The organism is [Erwinia] mediterraneensis (genome assembly GCF_900604315.1).
GTDB lineage: Bacteria > Pseudomonadota > Gammaproteobacteria > Enterobacterales > Enterobacteriaceae > Pantoea > Pantoea mediterraneensis_A.
Window position 1 is genome coordinate 818,667 of record NZ_LR026978.1, and the last position, 17,831, is coordinate 836,497.

Sequence of the window (17,831 nt, forward strand, 5' to 3'; positions counted from 1 at the left end):
AAAATTTAAAACAAAAAAACCGGGCGACTGACCAATGCCCGGTTTTTAATTAACGTAAAGTTAACAAAATGCGCACCGGTAACCGGCGGATAGATTAACCTTTGCGATGGATATTTACCCTGTCAGAGTAAATGAAACATGATGTTTCTGTAACGTCCTCTTAATCGGTTTGCTCATTTTCCAGCCTAACAAACCCAGCAAGAATCAGAGGTTGCTCCATCAGCTGCGACGGCTAATTTTCCCCCCTTTGCGTCCGGCCTCAACAGCTTTCTCACGGTTGTTTTTAAAGTTGCCGCCGCTCATCTGGCCACCTTTACGCCCTGCTTCAGCTGCGCGTTGTCTGTCTTCAGCGAAATTACCTCGACCACCACGATGTTGTTCCATACCGTGTTTCCTCTTTATGGATGAATAATCGACTATCACAGCAATCACTTCATGCCGTTGCAGAAGTAAGAATAAATGTAGCCCTGATTTCTCTGTTATCAAGCAACAAGGAAATGTTATTTCAAAAAATTTCTCCAGCCTGCCCCGGGTAATGAAAAATAGCTGACAGAAGCCAGCCACCTGCATTTTGTTATGGTTAAAATAATAACCAGCGGTAAAGTTTTATGGATTTTTTAAAGTAAACAACGGCCCTGAATAAGTACAGAGCAATGACAAAATCCATCGCAGCACTGATAATAAACGAAGCGGTAATTTCACGCCGGTGATTTTTATCACATGCGTGAAATCAATTTAACCCAAAATAAGTAGCGGAATTAAGACTATTCTACTTGCCCACGAAATACCCAGAATGCCCAGCTGTGATAAATCAGCGTCAGCGGCATAACAAAAGCGAGGCCCACCAGAACAAAACTTTGCGTGGTGGCGCTGGCGGCAGAATAATGCAGTTCCGCCACTTCCGGGATCAGCCAGGGATAAAGCCCGGTGGCCAGTAACAGCACTACAGATACCATTAACAGCAGCGTAATGATTAGCTGTGTCAGCGCACCGCTACGCCGCAGCGCGAACAGCAACAGCAGCCAGAGTAGCGCGATGACGCCACTGAGTACCTGGCCCAGCGGAAGCTGCAGGGCGCGCCGCCAGGGGGCGGGCTCCAGCAGCTGTAGCCCGATAAAGAGCACCAGGCTCAACACCAGCCAGATCCAGACCAGCTGACTGGCCTGTTCTTCAACCCGGGCCCCGATGCGCCAGCGAATCCAGCAACAGCCGAGCAGCAGATAGATCGACATCAGCCCAAAGCCACTCAGCACCGGGTAGAGATCGAGCCAGCCAAAGGTCCCGCGCGATACGTTACCGCTGACCACCACGCCGGCGCAGGCGCCCTGACAAAATGTTGCCAGCGCGGAAGTAAAAGGCAGCAGCAGATCGAGCCAGCGTCGGCTGCCGCCGGTTGCGGTTCCCCGATACTCCAGCGCCATGGCACGTAATAACAGACTGAACAGCATCAGAAACAGCGGAATATAGAGCGCACTGAGCAACAGCCCGTAGGCGGCAGGAAACAGCGCCAGCATGCCCCCTGCCAGCAGCACCAGCCAGGTTTCATTCGCATCCCAGATAGGTAGCATCGACTGTACCATCGGGCGCTTCTGCTCTTCCTGTTTAAAACAGATAAACAACATGCCGACACCGAGATCGGTGCCGTCCAGCATCATGTAAATCAGCAGAGAAAACAGCAGGGTCGCCGCTGAGAGATCCGCCAGCCAGATCATGTTTCACTCCTCAGGTTGAGGTGGAGATGACTGCCACCACGACTTCCGGCTCCTGAGGCAGGGGCGAGGCGACGTAGCGCAGGAAGTAGCGCATACCCAGCCCAAAAGCGATGCCGTAAACCAGCAGCACGCCGCAACAGGAGGCGATAATCCAGCCGAGCGGCAGCGGCGAGACGCTGTCAGCCGTGCGCAGCACGCCATACACCGTCCAGGGCTGGCGGCCCATTTCGGTGACGACCCAACCCGCCAGCAGGGCGATAAAACCGGCAGGCGACATCACGACCAGCAGCCACAGCAGTCGGGTAGAACGGAATAATTTGCCGCGCACGCGCTGGATCGCCGCCGCCACGCTGGTCAGCAGCATCAGCAGAGCCATACCTACCATGATGCGGAACGCGAAAAACACGGGTGCCACTGGCGGGATCGCATCCGCCGGGAACTCGCTCAGACTTTTGATCTGCCCGGTGAGGTTATGACGTAAATAGAGCGAGCCGAGTGAGGGGATCGCCAGTTCCAGCTGATTGCGTTGCGCCTGCTGATCAGGCAGCGCAAACAGGCGCAACGGTTCGCCGTCACCTGGTGCGGGTCGCTGCCAGCTTCCCTCAATGGCGGCCAGTTTTGCTGGCTGATGCTCAAGGGTATTTTCACCATGCTTGTCGCCGAGGAAAATCTGCAGCGGCAGCGCGAACAGTGCAAACCAGAGCGCCGCTGAGAGCATGGTTTGTGCCGCGGTTTCACCGGGACGATGCAACAGACGCCAGGCGGCAACGCCGGCCATCATAAACGCCACGGCAATCAGGCAGGCCATGACCATATGGCTGAAGCGCCAGGGGAAGGAAGGCGCAGCCAGCACGCTCAGCCAACTCTCCGGCACCATATTGCCCTCCTCTTCGCGCAGGAACCCCACCGGCGTTTGCATCCAGGAGTTAGCGGCGAGGATCCAGAACGCACTGATCAGCGCGCCAGTCGCCACGAGACAGGTAATAATAAAATGGACCCGCGGGCTGATTTTCCCCATGCCAAACAGCATCACGCCGGTAAGTCCCGACTCCAGGAAAAAGGCCACCAGCACTTCATAAAACAGCAACGGGCCGATGACCCCGCCTGCCTGTTGTGAAAAAGGCGCCCAGTTGGTGCCAAACTGAAACTCCATCACCACACCAGACACTGCGCCTATCGCCACCGTCAGGGCAAAAATTTTCAGCCAGAAGTGCAGCGCATTGCGGGCGGCGGGCCGCTTGCCCCACAGCCAGCGTGCTTCAAACCAGACCAGAAACGGCGCCAGCCCCAGCGTTAAGGCTGCCAGGGTGATGTGCATTCCCATGGTAACGGCAAACTGTCCGCGCGACAGCAGCAACACCCAGTCGGCATCACTCATGGCTCACTTTACCGCTATAACGCGTAATCGGTTTGGTTTCCGGCCGGTGCATTTCCCGGGCGAAGGCCTGTACGCCTGCAAAAATGGGGCGCAGCCCCTGCCAGAGCTCCTCGTCGCTCAGCAACTTAATCACGCCCCGGATACCGGGCGCCGCGCTGTGCCGCTTTGCTTCATCGCTGGCCGGTTTTACCGCCATGATTCCCGCTTTCGCCGCCAGCAGCAGATGGTTAAAGCGCTCGGGCGGAATTGTGCTCAGCGCCATAAACAGCAGCGACAGGTTTTGCATCGCATTTTGCGTGCCTGGCTTATTCAGGCCTCCGGCCAGAATTTTACCGATATCCGCGTTTGCTTTTACCAGGTCATTCGCCAGACGTAAAAATCCATGCTGATGCAGACTCTCCAGCAGCGTATCGAGCGCTTCCTGCGCCGTAGGTTCGGTACGCGCTGGCGGCACCTGATAAGAGAGACGTTCTGCCATTAAAATTTCTCCGGATGTTGTACATGTTCAGGCGGCAGGCAATATCCCTCCTGTTGCCATTTCTCCTCCACCGGCACATGATCGAGCGGGGTACGCTGACCATGACGGAAGTTCTGTTCCGGCAGTGGATGGCGCAGCGGGGCCTGATCCAGTCGGGTCATTTTGACCGCGATCTCTTTATAGGCGGGCGTGCGCACCACAGGATCGTGATGATCGCCGGTCAGCCCGTTGATGCCCGGCTTGCCGTGATGAATAGGAAGAAACAGCACGTTACCGGCCATGCGTTCGGTGATCACCACCGGCACAGAGAGCGAGCCGCGCCGTGAGGTCAGACGCACCCAGTCGCCCTCCTGCAACTGACGTTCGGCCGCCAGCTGCGGCCCAATTTCTACATACCAGTTGGGCGAGAGTGAGGTGATACGCCCGCCTTTGCCAGTCTGGTTCGTAGACTGAAAATGTTCCAGCATGCGCCCGTTATTCAGCAGCAGATCGTACTCCTCATCGTCCGCCTCCATCGGCGGATGCCAGTCAAGGGGATAGAGACGCGCTTTGCCGTCGGGGAACTTGAATTTCTCGGTATAGAGCAGCGGCGTGCTCTGCCCCTCCGCCGTTACTGGCCACAGCTGCGACTGCCAGCCCGCCAGGCGCTCATAGCTGACACCGGCAAAAATCTCCGCAATGCCCGCCGCTTCCGCCATAATCTCGCCGGGATGCTGATAATACCAGGGGTGGCCGAGGCGTGACGCCAGCTCGGTCAGAATCCGCCAGTCCGGACGGCTGTCACCCAGCGGTTTCATCACTTCATAAAACCGCTGGATACGCCGCTCAGTGTTAACGTAGGTGCCCTCTTTTTCCACGCTGGGGCAACCAGGCAGCACCACATCGGCGAACTCCGCCGTGCGGCTCATGAAAATATCCTGCACCACCATAAATTCCAGCTTGCTGAAGGCTTCATGCACCTTAGTGGAGTTAGAGTCAGAAAACGCCGTCTCTTCACCGATGATATACATCGCCTTCAGGCTGCCTTCATGGGCGTGTTCGACCATCATAAAATTATCTGAGCCCACTTCGCCCGACAGCGCTGAAGGTTCAACGCCCCAGGCTTTTGCCCATTTCTCGCGCACCGCCGGGTCAGTCACCTTCTCATAGCCCGGATAGACATTGCTCAGACAGCCGAAATCGCTGGCACCCTGAACATTGTTATGACCACGCATGGGATAGCCGCCAGTCCCGGGCCGACCATAGTTGCCGGTGACCAGCAACAGGTTGGAGAGTGCCGTGCTGGTATCCGCGCCGTGGCTGTGCTGAGTAATACCCATCGCCCAGAGCAGGCAAACACGCTGCGCCTGGCCGATCATCTCCGCCGCCGCAGTCAGCTCGGCCACGCTCAGACCGGTTATCTCACTGGCGTATTCCAGGGTAAAAGGTGCCAGCGAGGCGCGGTACGCCTCCACCTGATTAACGCGCTGAGCGAGAAATTCTTCGTCGGCATAGCCATGATCAAACATATAGCGCGACATCGCCGACGCCCACACCAGATCGGTGCCCGGTTTCGCGCGCAGATAGAGACTGGCGCGCTCCGCCATCTCATGCCGCCGTGGGTCCACCACCAGCAGCTTTTGTCCGCGATGCTTATGGGACTGCTTGATATGCGAGGCGATCACCGGATGGTTTTCCGCCAGATTGCTGCCGACGATAATGATCAGATCGGCCTGTTGCAGATCGCGGATAGTACCGGCATCTCCACCATAGCCTACGGTGCGGAACAGTCCCTGGGTTGCCGGGTTCTGACAGTAGCGCGACGAGTTATCGACATTATTGGTGCCGAAAATCAGGCGCGCGATCTTTTGTGTCAGGTAAGCCTCTTCATTGCTTCCCTTGCTGGAGCCGATAAAGCCGATGGCATCGCCGCCATGCTGCTGTGCGATTTCACGCAAGCGGCGCGCCACGGTATCCAGCGCTTCATCCCAGCTGGCGGGGTGAAAACGGCCATTTTCGCGAATGAGCGGCGTGGTCAGTCGTTCCGGGCTGTTAACAAAATCCCAGCCAAATTTCCCTTTCACGCAGGTAGAGATGCCGTTCGCCGGCGCATCGGCCACCGGCTGGACTTTCAGAATATGGCGGTCACGCGTCCACATTTCGAAACTGCAGCCTACCCCGCAGTAAGTGCAGACGGTTTTGGTGCGTTTGATCTCCGCCTGCCGCAGCGCCGTGTCCATCACTGAGATCGCGGTGATCGGCTCAGCGCCAATGCTGTTTTCCAGCGCTTTCACAAAGTCGATCAGCGGACGTTTTACCGGCTCCGGCATGGCGGTCAGGGGGCCGGCGTCGGGCTGCATAGTCTTTTCCAGCAGCGCATTACAGGGACAGACCGTCACGCAGTGCCCACAGCTGACGCAGCTTGATCCGGCAATCTGCGTACCGCCATCCCAGCGTACCCGGGGGTGCGCCTCCTTGTAGTCGATAGTGAGGGTTTCGTTCACCTCCACGTTCTGACAGGCTTCGACGCAGCGTCCACATAAAATGCACTGGTCGGGATCGTAGGTGTAGAACGGGTTAGAGTGATCTTTTTCGTAAGGCTTACGCTCATAGGGATAGTACTGAATGGGGATGTGCATATCGGCGACGGTATTGTGCAGGGTACAGTCACCGGTATTGTGTTCACAGACGGTACAGTAGAGTTCATGGCGATTAAGGATACGATCCATGCCCTCTTCCTGCGCGGTGCGTACTGCGGCGCTTTCGCTGTTGACGCTAAGCCCCTCCCGGGTTTTCAGCGTACAACCGCGCACCTTCTCGCCATCCACTTCTACCCAACAGACATCACAGGTTTCCAGCGGTTGCAGTGCCGGGTGGTAACAAACGTGGGGAAGTTTTTTCCCGTGCTGATGCAGAAAGTCAATCAACGGCTGATTGGCCATACCGCTCAGAGGCTCACCGTTATACACAATGGTACAGGTTTGTTCACTCATTTTACCGCCTTGTTATCTGACATTGCAAAATGGCCTCCTGCCAGCCTGCTGCTCTGCTTATTTATGTAAAGTTATGTAGTTTGAGCGTAGCCAAAAACGGTCACTCTGCAACGCGGGATGCTGATCGCCTTCCTGTTGCCTGCTTTGCTGAGGAGCAGACTCACGGCACATTTCAGCATTGTCATGACCAGAAAAAAAAAGCGCAGGGTGGGGACAGGAGACGTGATCGAACGTACATAAAACAATCATCCCGCAGGGCTTACCTGTTACGGACTAGACTTAAGCCTGATGCACGGGTTTTCCAATAATCCTTCATAACGTGCATACCGCTCCCCGTTTAAACCCGTTTCATACTGGAAGAGAGTTATGGCCGAAAATTTACGTTTACAACTTGAGATCAACGGACAGCCTCAGACGCTGTTGATCGACCCGCGCGTGACGCTGCTGGATGCGTTGCGTGAACACCTGGCGCTGACCGGCACCAAAAAAGGGTGCGATCTGGGACAGTGCGGGGCTTGTACCGTACTGGTTAACGGCAAGCGTGTGCTGAGCTGTCTGACGCTGGCAGCTCAGGTCGCTAACCAGTCAGTCACCACTATTGAAGGCATGGCGCGTCCCGACGGTTCGCTGCATCCGGTACAGGCGCGCTTTCTGGAACATGATGCTTTCCAGTGCGGCTACTGTACGCCCGGCCAGATCATGTCCGCCGCCGCCTGCATTGCTGAGGGCCACGCCGGTTCCGCGCAGGAAATCCGTGAATATATGAGCGGCAATCTCTGCCGCTGCGGCGCCTATTCCAACATTGTTGAGGCCATTCAGCAGGCGGCGGCAGATCTGAGCAGGGAGGCAACATGAACGAATTCAGCTATTTTTGCGCCATGCGTACCGAAGATGCGCTACGTAAAAAGCAGCGCGACGGCAGTCGCTTTCTCGCTGGCGGCACCAACCTGATCGATCTGATGAAGTGCAACGTCGAACACCCGACGCAGCTGATCGATATTACCCGCCTGCCCGACATGAACGACATCAGCTTTGATGTTGGCATGGTGCGCATCGGGGCGCTGGCGCGCATGAGCGATCTGGAGAACCATCCCGACTGTCGCAGGCTGGCGCCGGCGATCTATGACGCGCTCTGGCAGGCGGCGTCGCCGCAGCTGCGTAATATGGCGACCATTGGTGGCAATCTGCTGCAGCGCACCCGCTGTGTCTATTTCCGCGATGCGCAAACTTTCCCTGACTGCAATAAACGCAACCCCGGCTCCGGCTGCGCGGCGCGCGGCGGCGTCCACGGCGATCATGCCATTCTGGGCACCAGCGAAAGCTGTATTGCCGTCTATCCAGGGGATCTTGCGGTGGCGCTGACCGCCTTTGACGCTGTGGTGATTGTGCGTAACGCCTCGCAGCGTGAGCGGCGCATACCCGTGGAGCATTTTTTCCTGCTGCCCGCCGATACGCCTCATCTGGAGCACGATCTGGCGGCGGATGAATTGATCGTGGCGATCGAACTGCGTCAGACCCCGGCGTTGCGCCGATCGCACTACCTGAAAGTACGCGGTCGCAGCTCCTATGAGTTCGCCATCGCCAGCGCTGCCGTGGGGCTTGAACTGGATGGCAACCGCATCCGTGATGTGCGTATCGCGCTGGGCGGCGTCGCCACCAGGCCCTGGCGCGCGCGCAACGTGGAGGCGGCTCTGCGCAATCAGCCGTTTGATGAACAGCAGCTGCGTCAGGCGGCGCAACTGATCACGCAGGACGCTGAGCCCCTGCTACAGAATAAACATAAACAGCTGCTGGCACCGCGCGTGATTGCGCGCGCGCTGATGAAGGCGGGAGAACTGGCGTAACGCCCCTTTAACCGGCAGCAGAAAAAGAAAGGTGACAACATGGCGGAAACAGAAAACAGTTATCAGGCGCTGGGCGCAAAGCGCGATCGCGGTGACGGTCGCGCCAAGATAACCGGTCAGGCTACTTATGCAGTGGAGCATCAGGTCGCCAACGCGGTACACGGGGTGGTGATCCAGTCCACGATCGCCAGTGGCCGTATTGTGCGCATGGATACGACACGCGCACGCCAGGCACCCGGGGTACTGGCGGTCTATACCCATCTCAACTCGCTGAAAATCAATAAGCCTACCGGTATTTCCGAGGGCGGCGCGGCGCAGACCACCTATACGCCGATCCAGGACGATAAAATTATTCATAACGGTCAGAACATTGGTCTGGTGGTGGCTGAGACCTTTGAACAGGCGACCCATGCGGCCAGCCTGGTGGAAATAGAGTATGAAACCACGCCAGCACTGATTTTTCCGGACGATCCGGCTGCCGGGCGACGCGAGAAAGCGTCTAACACCATCAATCTGGGCAATGCGCAGCAGGCGATGGCGCAGGCGGAAGTGAAAATCCAGAGCCACTACACCACGCCGCGTGAATACAATATGCCCATCGAGCCACACGCCTGTATCGCCAGCTGGGAGAATAATCAGATCACGGTCTGGGAACCCAGCCAGTGGGTAATGGGGGCGCAAAGAGAGATTGCCGAGTGGATGGGCATCGATCCCGGCCAGGTGCGCGTAATCTCGCCCTATGTGGGCGGCGGTTTTGGTTCCAAACCTGTGCCCTATACCCACGTGGCCCTCGCCTGCGTCGCTTCGCGCGCGCTGAACCTGCCGGTGAAAGTGTCGTTAACCCGCGCCCAGACCTTTACCGGCTTCGGCGGACGCCCGGCCACCATGCAAAGCCTGCAGATGGGCGCGTCGCGTGACGGTAAGATCCTCGCCATCATTCAGGAGGGCCTGAGCGATACCTCGCTGATTGATGACTTTTCAGAAACCACCAATAAGGTGACGGGACGGCTCTATGCGGTGCCCAATATTTATGCCCGTCATTTTACCGCTGCCATCAACACCGTGACGCCGGGCTGGATGCGGGCACCAGGGGAGAATCCCAGCGCCTTTGCCCTTGAGGTGGCAATGGATGAGATGGCCTATGCCCTGGATATCGACCCGCTGGAGTTTCGCCTGCGCAACTGGGCCGATCACGACTATCACCAGAATAAACCCTGGAGCACGCGGCGGCTGAAAGAAGCCTATGCCGCGGCGGCTGAGGCCTTTGGCTGGGAGAAGCGCAGTATGGCGCCGCGCTCGATGCGTGAAGGCCGTGAGCTGATCGGCTGGGGCATGGCTACCGCCACCTATCCGGTCAGTAACCAGCCTGCCGAAGCAAAGCTGATTTTTCACCCGGACGGCAGTCTGGTTGTCCAGAGCGCAGGGGTGGATATTGGTACCGGCACCTACACCATTCTGGCGCAGACCGCTGCGGGCGTACTGCAGCTTCCTTCCGAACGTATTCGCGTTGAGCTGGGCGACAGCAGCCTGGCGCGTGCCGGAGTGGCTGGCGGCTCACAGCTGGCGGGTAACCTGACCGCTGCGGTGAACAAAACCGCCGAGGCGATGCGCGATACGCTGATCGCCATCGCCGTGCAGCATCCGGAGTCGCCGCTGTATCAGGTCGATAAGCAACAGCTGTTGGTGCAGGATGGTAAGGTGCGTCTGGCGCAGCAGCCGGAGCGAGGCATCGCTATCGCCCGTCTGGTCAGGCTGAACGGCGCGCCGACGCTGGAAGTGGTCTCAGGTACCTTCGATAAAGAGAGCTCGCAGAGCGATCGTGATGAGGCGGTGCACTCTATGGGCAGCATGACGGAGCCGGAAGGGGTTTCCGCCCACAGCTGGGGGGCGCAGTTTGTTGAGGTACGTGTTGATGAAGACTTCGGCACCGTGCGCGTTAAACGCATGATTTCCGCCTTTGACAGTGGTCTGCTCTATAACCCGAAGCTGGCGCGCAGCCAGTGGATTGGCGCGATGGTGATGGGACTGGGACAGGCGCTGCTGGAGGGCGGCGTGATTGACCCGCGCAACGCGCGCGTGATCAACAACAGCCTGGCGGACTACCTGATCCCGGTCAACGCCGATGTGCCGGAAATCATCGCTATCGACGTAGGCGAACCTGACTACCATGCTACTCTGATGGGCGGTAAAGCGGTCGGCGAACTGGGTATTGTCGGCATGGCGGCGGCGATCAGCAACGCGGTGTTTCATGCTACCGGCAAGCGCATTCGCGACCTGCCGATCTCCCCCGATAAGCTCCTTGAGTAACCCGTGGCGGCGGCCTCAGGTCGCCGCCCGGTTTTTACAGCGCACAATATCAGCCATCACCGCCAGCGCAATTTCCGCTGGTGTTTTACTGCCGATATCCAGCCCGATGGGGGCATGAATGCGCGCCAGCTCCTGTTCCGTTAAGCCGCCGCTCTGCGCCAGGCGCGCCAGCCGGTTCTGACTGTTGCGCAGTGATCCCATTACCCCGAGATAGAATGCCTCGGTCTGTACCGCTTCCATCATCGTCAGATCGTCCATACGTGGATCGTGGGTCAGCGCCACGATCGCGGTATGCGCATGGCAACCGTGCCGCTCAAGGTAGCGCGCGGGAAACTGCATTTCCAGCTGACACTGCGGCGGCAGACGCGGGCGGAAATTCTCCAGCATCTCTTCACGGCTTTCGCAAATAATGGTTTCGAAGCCCAGCGCAACGGCAAACTCCGCGCAGAACAGCGCCACCGGCGAGAGCCCGGCCACAATCAGCCGCGGCGCGGCGGCGATGGTGAGTTGGATACGCTCGCCTTCGCGTTCAATTTGAGTGCTGCTGCGCCACGCTACGGTCTCCAGCGTCTCGCAACGCTGCGGCGGCGTCACCACTTTACGCAGCGCCAGATGACCGCGCAGCGCCTGCGCCAGCTGGGCCAGCCGTGCCGCGTTTTGCGCATCGGGCAGCAAATACTCAATCAGAATATCGAGTACCCCGCCGCAGGGCAGCGTACGGTTCGGCGTCAGGCCGCCATCACCGTAACGCACCACCTGACTTTCGGCGCGAAAATCGCCGTCGCGGATACGGGCGATAAAGTCGTCTTCAATACAGCCTCCGGAAAGCGAACCGCAAAATTGCCCGGCGCGGTTAATCACCATCAACGTGCCCGGCGGGCGCGGCGAGGAGCCAAACGTATTCAGTACGGTACAGAGCCAGATCGGCTGCGTCTGGATCCATTGCTGGCACTGGTCGATAACCTGAAGGTCGAGATTCTGCATCAGGAGGTTCCGTTACGGGTTAAAGGCAGATCAATATCCTCTACCACCCCGGGATGATTGCAGGCAATGGCAAAGGGTGGAAAACATTGCAGTACGCGACGCGCGCCCTCTTCGTCCGCCAGCCGGAGCAGCGCTGCGCGCGCGGGCGCGGCAAAGCCCACCGGATGACCGGGTTGACCGCGCCAGAAAGGGCGCGCGCTGGCATGCTGCCGCAGCGCCTGCGCCACACAACGGATGATTTCCGGCGGTATCCGTGGCATATCCGCCAGCAAGACGATCCAGCCGTGCCAGTCATCACGCAGGCGTACCCCCGTTGCGATCGTTTCGCCCAGCGACGTTGAGGCGATCGGGCAGCAGGGAATCGCCAGTTGCTGGCAGTGTTGCTGAATAAAGCCATCGTCAGGACGGGTGATGACCTGAACCGGCAAGCCGGACGCCCGGGCATTGGCCAGGCTGTGATGAAACAGCGTCTCCCCGTCCGTCAGCCGCTGCGCGAGTTTGCTCCCCTGCCCGCCCGCAGCGCGATAGCGGCGACCTGAGCCTGCAGCGGCCAGTATGATACCGGTGGTGCCCATTCTGTCGGCCCTCGCTGTGATTTTTCTGTTACTCCAGCGTAGCGGAAAATGGTGCTGGCCGCTGGCCCTTTCTGCCGCACGGCCTTGCCGGAGCAGGCGCAGCGCTTTGAAACAGAATAAAAAAATGCAGGGTTATTATGCCTGCCAGCAGGGCGTTGTGAATATCTGCCGGGAAATGACGATAACCACGGGTTAATATGCGCGGCAATGGCGTTTTTAGCGCTATTCATCGACTGAAACGGCGAATAATGATGGTGTTACCGCTCCTTATCAGGTGAAAAAACTGACATTAACTGATTGAATATTTGCTTTTTTCTCTCGCCAGCCAGAGGCAGAAAAATCAACAGCATGATGAAAAGTTAACGAATGTAGTCGTTATTCCACAGGCTACCCGCCTTTGCATTATCATTTCACATTATATTTGCCCATAAAGATATCAGGATTCCTTTTCATAAAACCGCCATCATTCGCCATGGAAATATCAACAACTGGCATCCTGTTGCTTTTTTACTGGCGAAAAACAGGTGACCTGTATTTCTGGCGTTTCTGAACAGGCAACATCAGAAGAAAATAGTGTAAATAAGGAGTTGTATTTTATGTCAGTTAAAATACCGGGTAAAATTGCCGGATTGTGCCTGCTGGCGGCTTCTGCTCAATTTTCTGCGCAGGCACAAGACCGGGCCCATCTGTATATTATGGGCAGCGTAATCCCCAGCGCCTGTGAACTGAGCATCACCAATGCAAATGTCGATTTTACCGGTCTTACCGTCGGTGGGTTTCAGGACCATTCCGGCTACGGTGTATATACCGCGCGGGAAAAAAACGTGCCTTTTAACATTACCTGTAACGGCCCAACCCGGGTAGCGCTGTCAGCACAGGCCGACAAGATGCCCACAACCGGGCTGGCGGCATTCCCCACCTATGACAGCCCGGGTAGCGAGCGTACCCAAAAGGCTAATGAGCAGATCTCGCTTGCCGTGGATGCACAAGCGAAAGATATTGCGGTCGGCACCATTATGCTGAAATCCAGTGAGATTCGCCTGGATGAAAACACCCCCGAATCTATCCTGACATCAACGGATAACCAGGCGACCTGGACCGCGGCCAAAAAGATCATTATGCGTCAGGATAATTCAGGTTTTTATTCCTGGGGCACTCCTGTTAAGCCTGAGGCGGCGAAAAACATCAGTGGCTCCTTAATTATCAACGTGAATATCGATCATGAAGCCGTTGATAGAATGGAAAACTCACTTACCTTTAGCGGCGGAACCACGCTTATTTTACACTACCTGTAATCGCTTCACACTATCACCGCTATGCTGTCTACGGGACAGCATAGCGGCTGCACCGTTATCACTCACAGTTCGAAAAGACGCCTTATCATTCATCTCATCGAATATTTAACCGGAAGCCCTTCAGCGGTGGGGAGGTTATTATTCCGTCATTATTCCTCATCATTTTTACCCATAAATCCATCAGGATGTTTTTTAAAAAAAACGCCATTATCACCGTTAACAAGATTAACCCATCACTACCCGACTCTCTGTTTATTCCCGGGTAAACAAATAGCATCTGTTTCTGGTTTATTCACTGCCGGAATAACGCCAGAAAGCGTAAGGTAACTAAGGAGTTTTATTCTATGTCAGTCAAAATACCCGGCTACATTGCCGGATGGTGCCTGCTGGCTGCTGTTGCTCAAAGTTCTGCGCAGGCGCAAGAGAGCTCTCATCTCTCCATTCTGGGCAGCGTCATCTCCAGCGCCTGTTCACTCACGATCAGTACGCCAACGGTAGATTTTACCGGACTGACTGCTGGTGCTCTGCAGCTACATGCAGACAACGGCGTATATACCGCGCGAGAAAAAAGCGTGCCATTTAACGTGACCTGCAACGGTTTAACCTATGTCGCGCTGTCAGCCAAAGCTGATACCCCTGCGACCACGGGCCTGACGGCTTACCCTACCTATGACAGTGGAAAAGAGGCCAGTACAAACAAGGTAAATGAACAGATCTCTCTTGCTGTGGATGCACAAGCGAAAGATACCGTCGTGGGCACCATCATGCTGAAAGGAAGCGATGTTGTGGAAGATGGTTCGCGCCAGCAATACATTATGTACAAAGAAGATCAGACATACTGGGAACTCGCTCCGCAAAAAATTATGCGTCAGAACAGTGGCGGCTATTACAGCTGGGGGCGTAACGGGAGTACCTATGCCGGTAACGTGGTCAATGGCGTCTTTATTGTCAATGTCAATCTTGCGCAGAGCGCGGTTGATACCATGACCGATGCGCTGACCTTTAACGGCGGCACCACCATTACCTTGCATTACGTTTAACCGCTCTGCGGTCAGCGTTTCTTTTACTGTCCTGCCGCCCGGCAGGACACAATCTGAGTCCGTGACCTATGTTATCGCTTACTTCTCTCCTTTCTCCACGGTGGGCAGCCTGCATGCTGGCCGCCTCTTTGCTGAGCCTGCCACTGACAGCCGGAGCGACCGGCGTTCTGCCTGAGACATCGGTGGTGATTATTAATGCCGCCCAGCAGGGCGGCAGTATCAATGTGAAAAATACCGATCCCATGCCGGTACTGCTCTATACCCGTCTGGTGACGTTACCGGACGATCCACAACCCGGTCTGGTTGTTACGCAACCGGTGGTCCGCCTGGCGGCGGGCCAGACGCAGAAGGTGCGCTTTCTCTATTCTCCAGGCGACAAGCCGACAACGGAACATTTCAGCCGGGTGGTGTTTGAAACCATTCCGGAAAAAAGAGACACCGGCGGCAATACGTTTTCTTTGTCAGTCAGCCAGGACTTGCCGGTGGTGATCGTACCTGACGAACTGATGAAGACCCGCGAGACCCCCTGGGAAAAGACCCGCTGGTCAGTGCAACAGGGCACGTTGATGGTAACGAACGCCGGGCGTCAGGTGATGCGTTTGCAGCCGAGGGTGACGCTGCTGCCGCAGAAGCTGGGGGTCGATCTGGAGAAAAGCTATATTTTACCCGGAGAGACGGTGCGCATCAGCCTGCCGGAAAATAGCGCCTCCGCCAGCGCGGTGCAGTTCGCGCCCGTCACCCGTTACGGGTTCGCCGTTCCGCTGCAGACCGCGCCGTTGAATGTAAAGGCGCCGTAAGATGGTCAGGCGTAATGCCCTGTCAGTGCTGGCGCTGATGATCGCCACGGCCATGCTGAATAACGCCCCGGCACGCGCAGCAGCAGGATTCAGCGCTGACCGCCTGCGCGCGCTGGGACTCTCCCCGGCACTGGGCGACTACTTTGCTGATGGTAACCGCTTTCTGCCGGGTAACGTGCCGGTGCAGCTCAGCGTTAACGGCATCGCGCGCGGTGAACATCAACTGCGCTTCGGCGCGAACGGCCAGTTGTGCGCCAGCGCCGCGATGCTGGATGCTGCTGGCCTGCGCGTTCCGGCGCAGGCGGAGAAGGCGCAAGGCTGTCCGGACGTGGCTGACTGGTATCCGGGGGCGCAGGTTAATGCCCTGCCGGCGGAGGCGCGGGTTGAACTGGTGGTGCCGCCGGAAGCGCTGAGATCAGGCAATGCCGGAGTAATCGCCAGTGAGAGCGGTGGAAGCGCGGCCCTGGTCAATTATGACTTTTATGCCCTGCGTAGCCGCTTTGCCGATAACCGGCTGGAGAGCCGCTATCTGAATCTGGAGAGTGGTTTTAATGCGGCTGGCTGGGCGGTGCGCAGTCATCAGAACCTGCTGGAAAGCGACGGTCGCCGGCAGTTCACCATGACCGATCTCTATGCCCGGCGCGATCTCCCTGGTCCGGGCATGCAGTTGCAAATCGGCGATCTTAACGCGGCAGGCGGTCTGGTGCCTGCACCCGCCTTTCGCGGCCTTCAGCTGGTGCCTCAGCAGGCGCTGCAGAACGAGAAGCGTGGCGTGCCGATTCACGGCACCGCACTGGTCGCCTTTTCCCGCGTTGAAGTACGTCAGAACGGGGCGCTGCTCTACTCTACCCTGCTACCGGCGGGCGCGTTTACCCTGCCCAATGTACCGGTGAACAGCCTGACCAGTGACCTGGAGGTCAGGGTAATCGGTGACGGCGCGCCGGTACAACATTTCACCGTCCCGGCTGCCGAACTGCAGCGTCAGGCTCCGGCGACACAGACGGGCCTGACGCTGGGCTTAGGCCAGGTGCGCTACAGCAGCCAGAACGATCGCGGCGCGACTCCGCCAGTACTGACCCTGAGCGGCGGCCATCAGTTATCCGCCGATAAAGGCGTTTCGGCGGGCACTGTACTCACCCCGCCTTATCAAAATCTGGCCGCCTCGCTGAGTCTGGCAACCCAGGCATCACTGCTGTGGAACCTGCAACTCTCCGCCAGCCGGGATCTGCGCCATCATAAACAGGGGACGCAGGCCTCAGCCAGGGTGCAGTGGACGCCACCCGGTCGCGGGCTGTCGCTCTCCGCCAGCGTGAGCAACTATTCCTCCGGCTATCGCGATCCCGGCGAGGCGCTGACTGAAGATGTCGCGCACTACCGCCGCCAGACCTATGCAGCCGGGCTCAGCTGGAGTCACCCTGAGGCGGGACAGTTTTCCGCCTCGCTGGCGCAAAGCCGTCTGGCCCTCAGCGGCAACAACCGTGACAGCCAGAGTTATAACCTGACCTGGGGACATGCACTGCTGGGGGGATCACTCTCGGTAAACTGGGCGCATCAGGTGGCCAGTCAGAGCAGTGCGCGCGATAACAGCGGAAGCGCGCGGCAACGGACAGACACGGACAGCGTGTTTATTAACTGGACGCGTTCGTTCGGCGGCCACGCGGTGAACAGCTATTATCGCCAGGCCGCCGCCAGCGCGGCCACGGGGCTGAGCGTTTCGGGGGCAGCAGGACGCAACGGCAGCTATTCGCTCGCTGCGGAGCAGCAACAAGGTAACGCACAGCCCGGATTGAGTGTCGGCCTCAATCGTAACCTGCACTATATCCAGGCAGGTATGGCGGCTGGCCGCAACGGTTCGCACAGCGATAATTTCTCTCTGTCTCTTTCGGGCGGGCTGGTAGCCCATCGCCACGGCGTGACCGCCACCCTTTATCACACTGGTGATACCTTTGGTCTCGCTCAACTAATCCCGCCCCGCAGCGGCGTAGAGTTACAAACCCTGCAGGGGCCCGCCTATACCGATCCCTGGGGCTACGCAGTGATCCCCACTATCGCCTCGTGGCAGAGCGGTAGCGTGCAGCTCAATACAGATTCCCTGCCGCCGCAGCTGGATGTGGCGAACGGCTACTACAGCGTGCTGCCCGCCTATGCAGCGGTGCCTGAAATGCGTTTCCGTTTGCTCAGCGGCAGGCGCGTGATGTTGCATCTCAGCGAAGCGACCCGGGGCAGCGCCGTGACCACACCGACCGGGGAGTATGTCACTACGGCCGTGGATAACGGGATGGTGTTTATCAGTGACATCACCACGACCCCGGAACTGGTGGTACACCCGGACGGAAAAAATCGTGCGTGCCGGATGCGCTACCGGTTGCCAGAGAAGGTGCCGCAAGGCGTGATGTTTGAAACTCTGCAGGCCAGCTGTGAATGGCTTGCAGCCACAGAGGGGTAAAAA

At 57.8% G+C, this 17,831-nt stretch carries 14 protein-coding genes; 7 read left to right on the forward strand and 7 right to left on the reverse strand.

Translation table 11 applies throughout. The annotated features are described in order from the left end of the window. Window positions 1–219 precede the first annotated feature (219 nt). The 5 genes from E0E17_RS03810 to fdhF all read right to left on the reverse strand — a co-directional run bounded on the left by E0E17_RS03810 (window position 220) and on the right by fdhF (window position 6,540). Complete coding sequence (locus E0E17_RS03810) at window positions 220–384, reverse strand: con-10 family general stress protein (protein WP_130835458.1); 165 nt, start codon at window positions 382–384, stop codon at window positions 220–222. Between the two features lie 380 nt (window positions 385–764). Next, window positions 765–1,712 carry a cytochrome d ubiquinol oxidase subunit II gene (locus E0E17_RS03815; protein ID WP_130831693.1) on the reverse strand — a complete coding sequence of 316 codons (948 nt, stop codon included), beginning with the start codon at window positions 1,710–1,712 and terminating at the stop codon, window positions 765–767. Between the two features lie 10 nt (window positions 1,713–1,722). Beyond that, entirely contained in the window at window positions 1,723–3,090 is a 1,368-nt protein-coding gene (locus E0E17_RS03820) for a cytochrome ubiquinol oxidase subunit I (RefSeq protein WP_130831695.1), read from the reverse strand. Next, window positions 3,083–3,568 carry a DUF1641 domain-containing protein gene (locus E0E17_RS03825; RefSeq protein WP_130831697.1) on the reverse strand — a complete coding sequence of 162 codons (486 nt, stop codon included), beginning with the start codon at window positions 3,566–3,568 and terminating at the stop codon, window positions 3,083–3,085. Before E0E17_RS03825 ends, E0E17_RS03820 begins: the two co-directional genes overlap by 8 nt. Then, window positions 3,568–6,540 carry a formate dehydrogenase subunit alpha gene (fdhF, locus tag E0E17_RS03830; protein ID WP_130831699.1) on the reverse strand — a complete coding sequence of 991 codons (2,973 nt, stop codon included), beginning with the start codon at window positions 6,538–6,540 and terminating at the stop codon, window positions 3,568–3,570. Before fdhF ends, E0E17_RS03825 begins: the two co-directional genes overlap by 1 nt. A 366-nt stretch (window positions 6,541–6,906) precedes the next feature. Here fdhF and E0E17_RS03835 point away from each other — a divergent pair, with 366 nt between their 5' ends. Genes E0E17_RS03835 through E0E17_RS03845 form a run of 3 tightly spaced genes read left to right on the forward strand, consistent with a single transcriptional unit; the run spans window position 6,907 to window position 10,691 of the window. Next, window positions 6,907–7,395, forward strand: a complete 489-nt coding sequence (locus E0E17_RS03835) for a (2Fe-2S)-binding protein (protein WP_130831701.1) — start codon at window positions 6,907–6,909, stop codon at window positions 7,393–7,395. Beyond that, window positions 7,392–8,384, forward strand: a complete 993-nt coding sequence (locus tag E0E17_RS03840; protein ID WP_130831703.1) for an FAD binding domain-containing protein — start codon at window positions 7,392–7,394, stop codon at window positions 8,382–8,384. The genes E0E17_RS03835 and E0E17_RS03840 overlap by 4 nt, the downstream gene beginning before the upstream one ends. A gap of 39 nt (window positions 8,385–8,423) precedes the next feature. After that, on the forward strand, window positions 8,424–10,691 hold the full coding sequence (locus E0E17_RS03845; protein WP_130831705.1) for a xanthine dehydrogenase family protein molybdopterin-binding subunit: 2,268 nt from the start codon (window positions 8,424–8,426) through the stop codon (window positions 10,689–10,691). Between the two features lie 15 nt (window positions 10,692–10,706). Here the strand turns inward: E0E17_RS03845 and E0E17_RS03850 are convergent, their stop codons facing one another. After that, window positions 10,707–11,675 (reverse strand): XdhC family protein, encoded by a 969-nt coding sequence (locus tag E0E17_RS03850; RefSeq protein WP_130831707.1) that lies wholly within the window; start codon window positions 11,673–11,675, stop codon window positions 10,707–10,709. Beyond that, window positions 11,675–12,250, reverse strand: a complete 576-nt coding sequence (locus tag E0E17_RS03855; protein ID WP_130831709.1) for a nucleotidyltransferase family protein — start codon at window positions 12,248–12,250, stop codon at window positions 11,675–11,677. The genes E0E17_RS03850 and E0E17_RS03855 overlap by 1 nt, the downstream gene beginning before the upstream one ends. A gap of 596 nt (window positions 12,251–12,846) precedes the next feature. Here E0E17_RS03855 and E0E17_RS03860 point away from each other — a divergent pair. The 4 genes from E0E17_RS03860 (at window position 12,847) to E0E17_RS03875 (ending at window position 17,828) form a co-directional block, all read left to right on the forward strand. Next, the gene (locus E0E17_RS03860) at window positions 12,847–13,545 is read left to right on the forward strand and encodes a DUF1120 domain-containing protein (protein WP_130831711.1); all 699 of its coding nucleotides are present in this window, start codon (window positions 12,847–12,849) and stop codon (window positions 13,543–13,545) included. 344 nt (window positions 13,546–13,889) lie between these two features. Further along, the gene (locus E0E17_RS03865) at window positions 13,890–14,585 is read left to right on the forward strand and encodes a hypothetical protein (RefSeq protein WP_130831713.1); all 696 of its coding nucleotides are present in this window, start codon (window positions 13,890–13,892) and stop codon (window positions 14,583–14,585) included. 68 nt (window positions 14,586–14,653) lie between these two features. Then, window positions 14,654–15,382: a fimbria/pilus chaperone family protein gene (locus tag E0E17_RS03870; RefSeq protein WP_130831715.1), complete on the forward strand. Its 729-nt coding sequence runs from the start codon at window positions 14,654–14,656 to the stop codon at window positions 15,380–15,382. A gap of 1 nt (window position 15,383) precedes the next feature. After that, complete coding sequence (locus E0E17_RS03875) at window positions 15,384–17,828, forward strand: fimbria/pilus outer membrane usher protein (RefSeq protein ID WP_130831717.1); 2,445 nt, start codon at window positions 15,384–15,386, stop codon at window positions 17,826–17,828. Window positions 17,829–17,831: the final 3 nt, after the last annotated feature.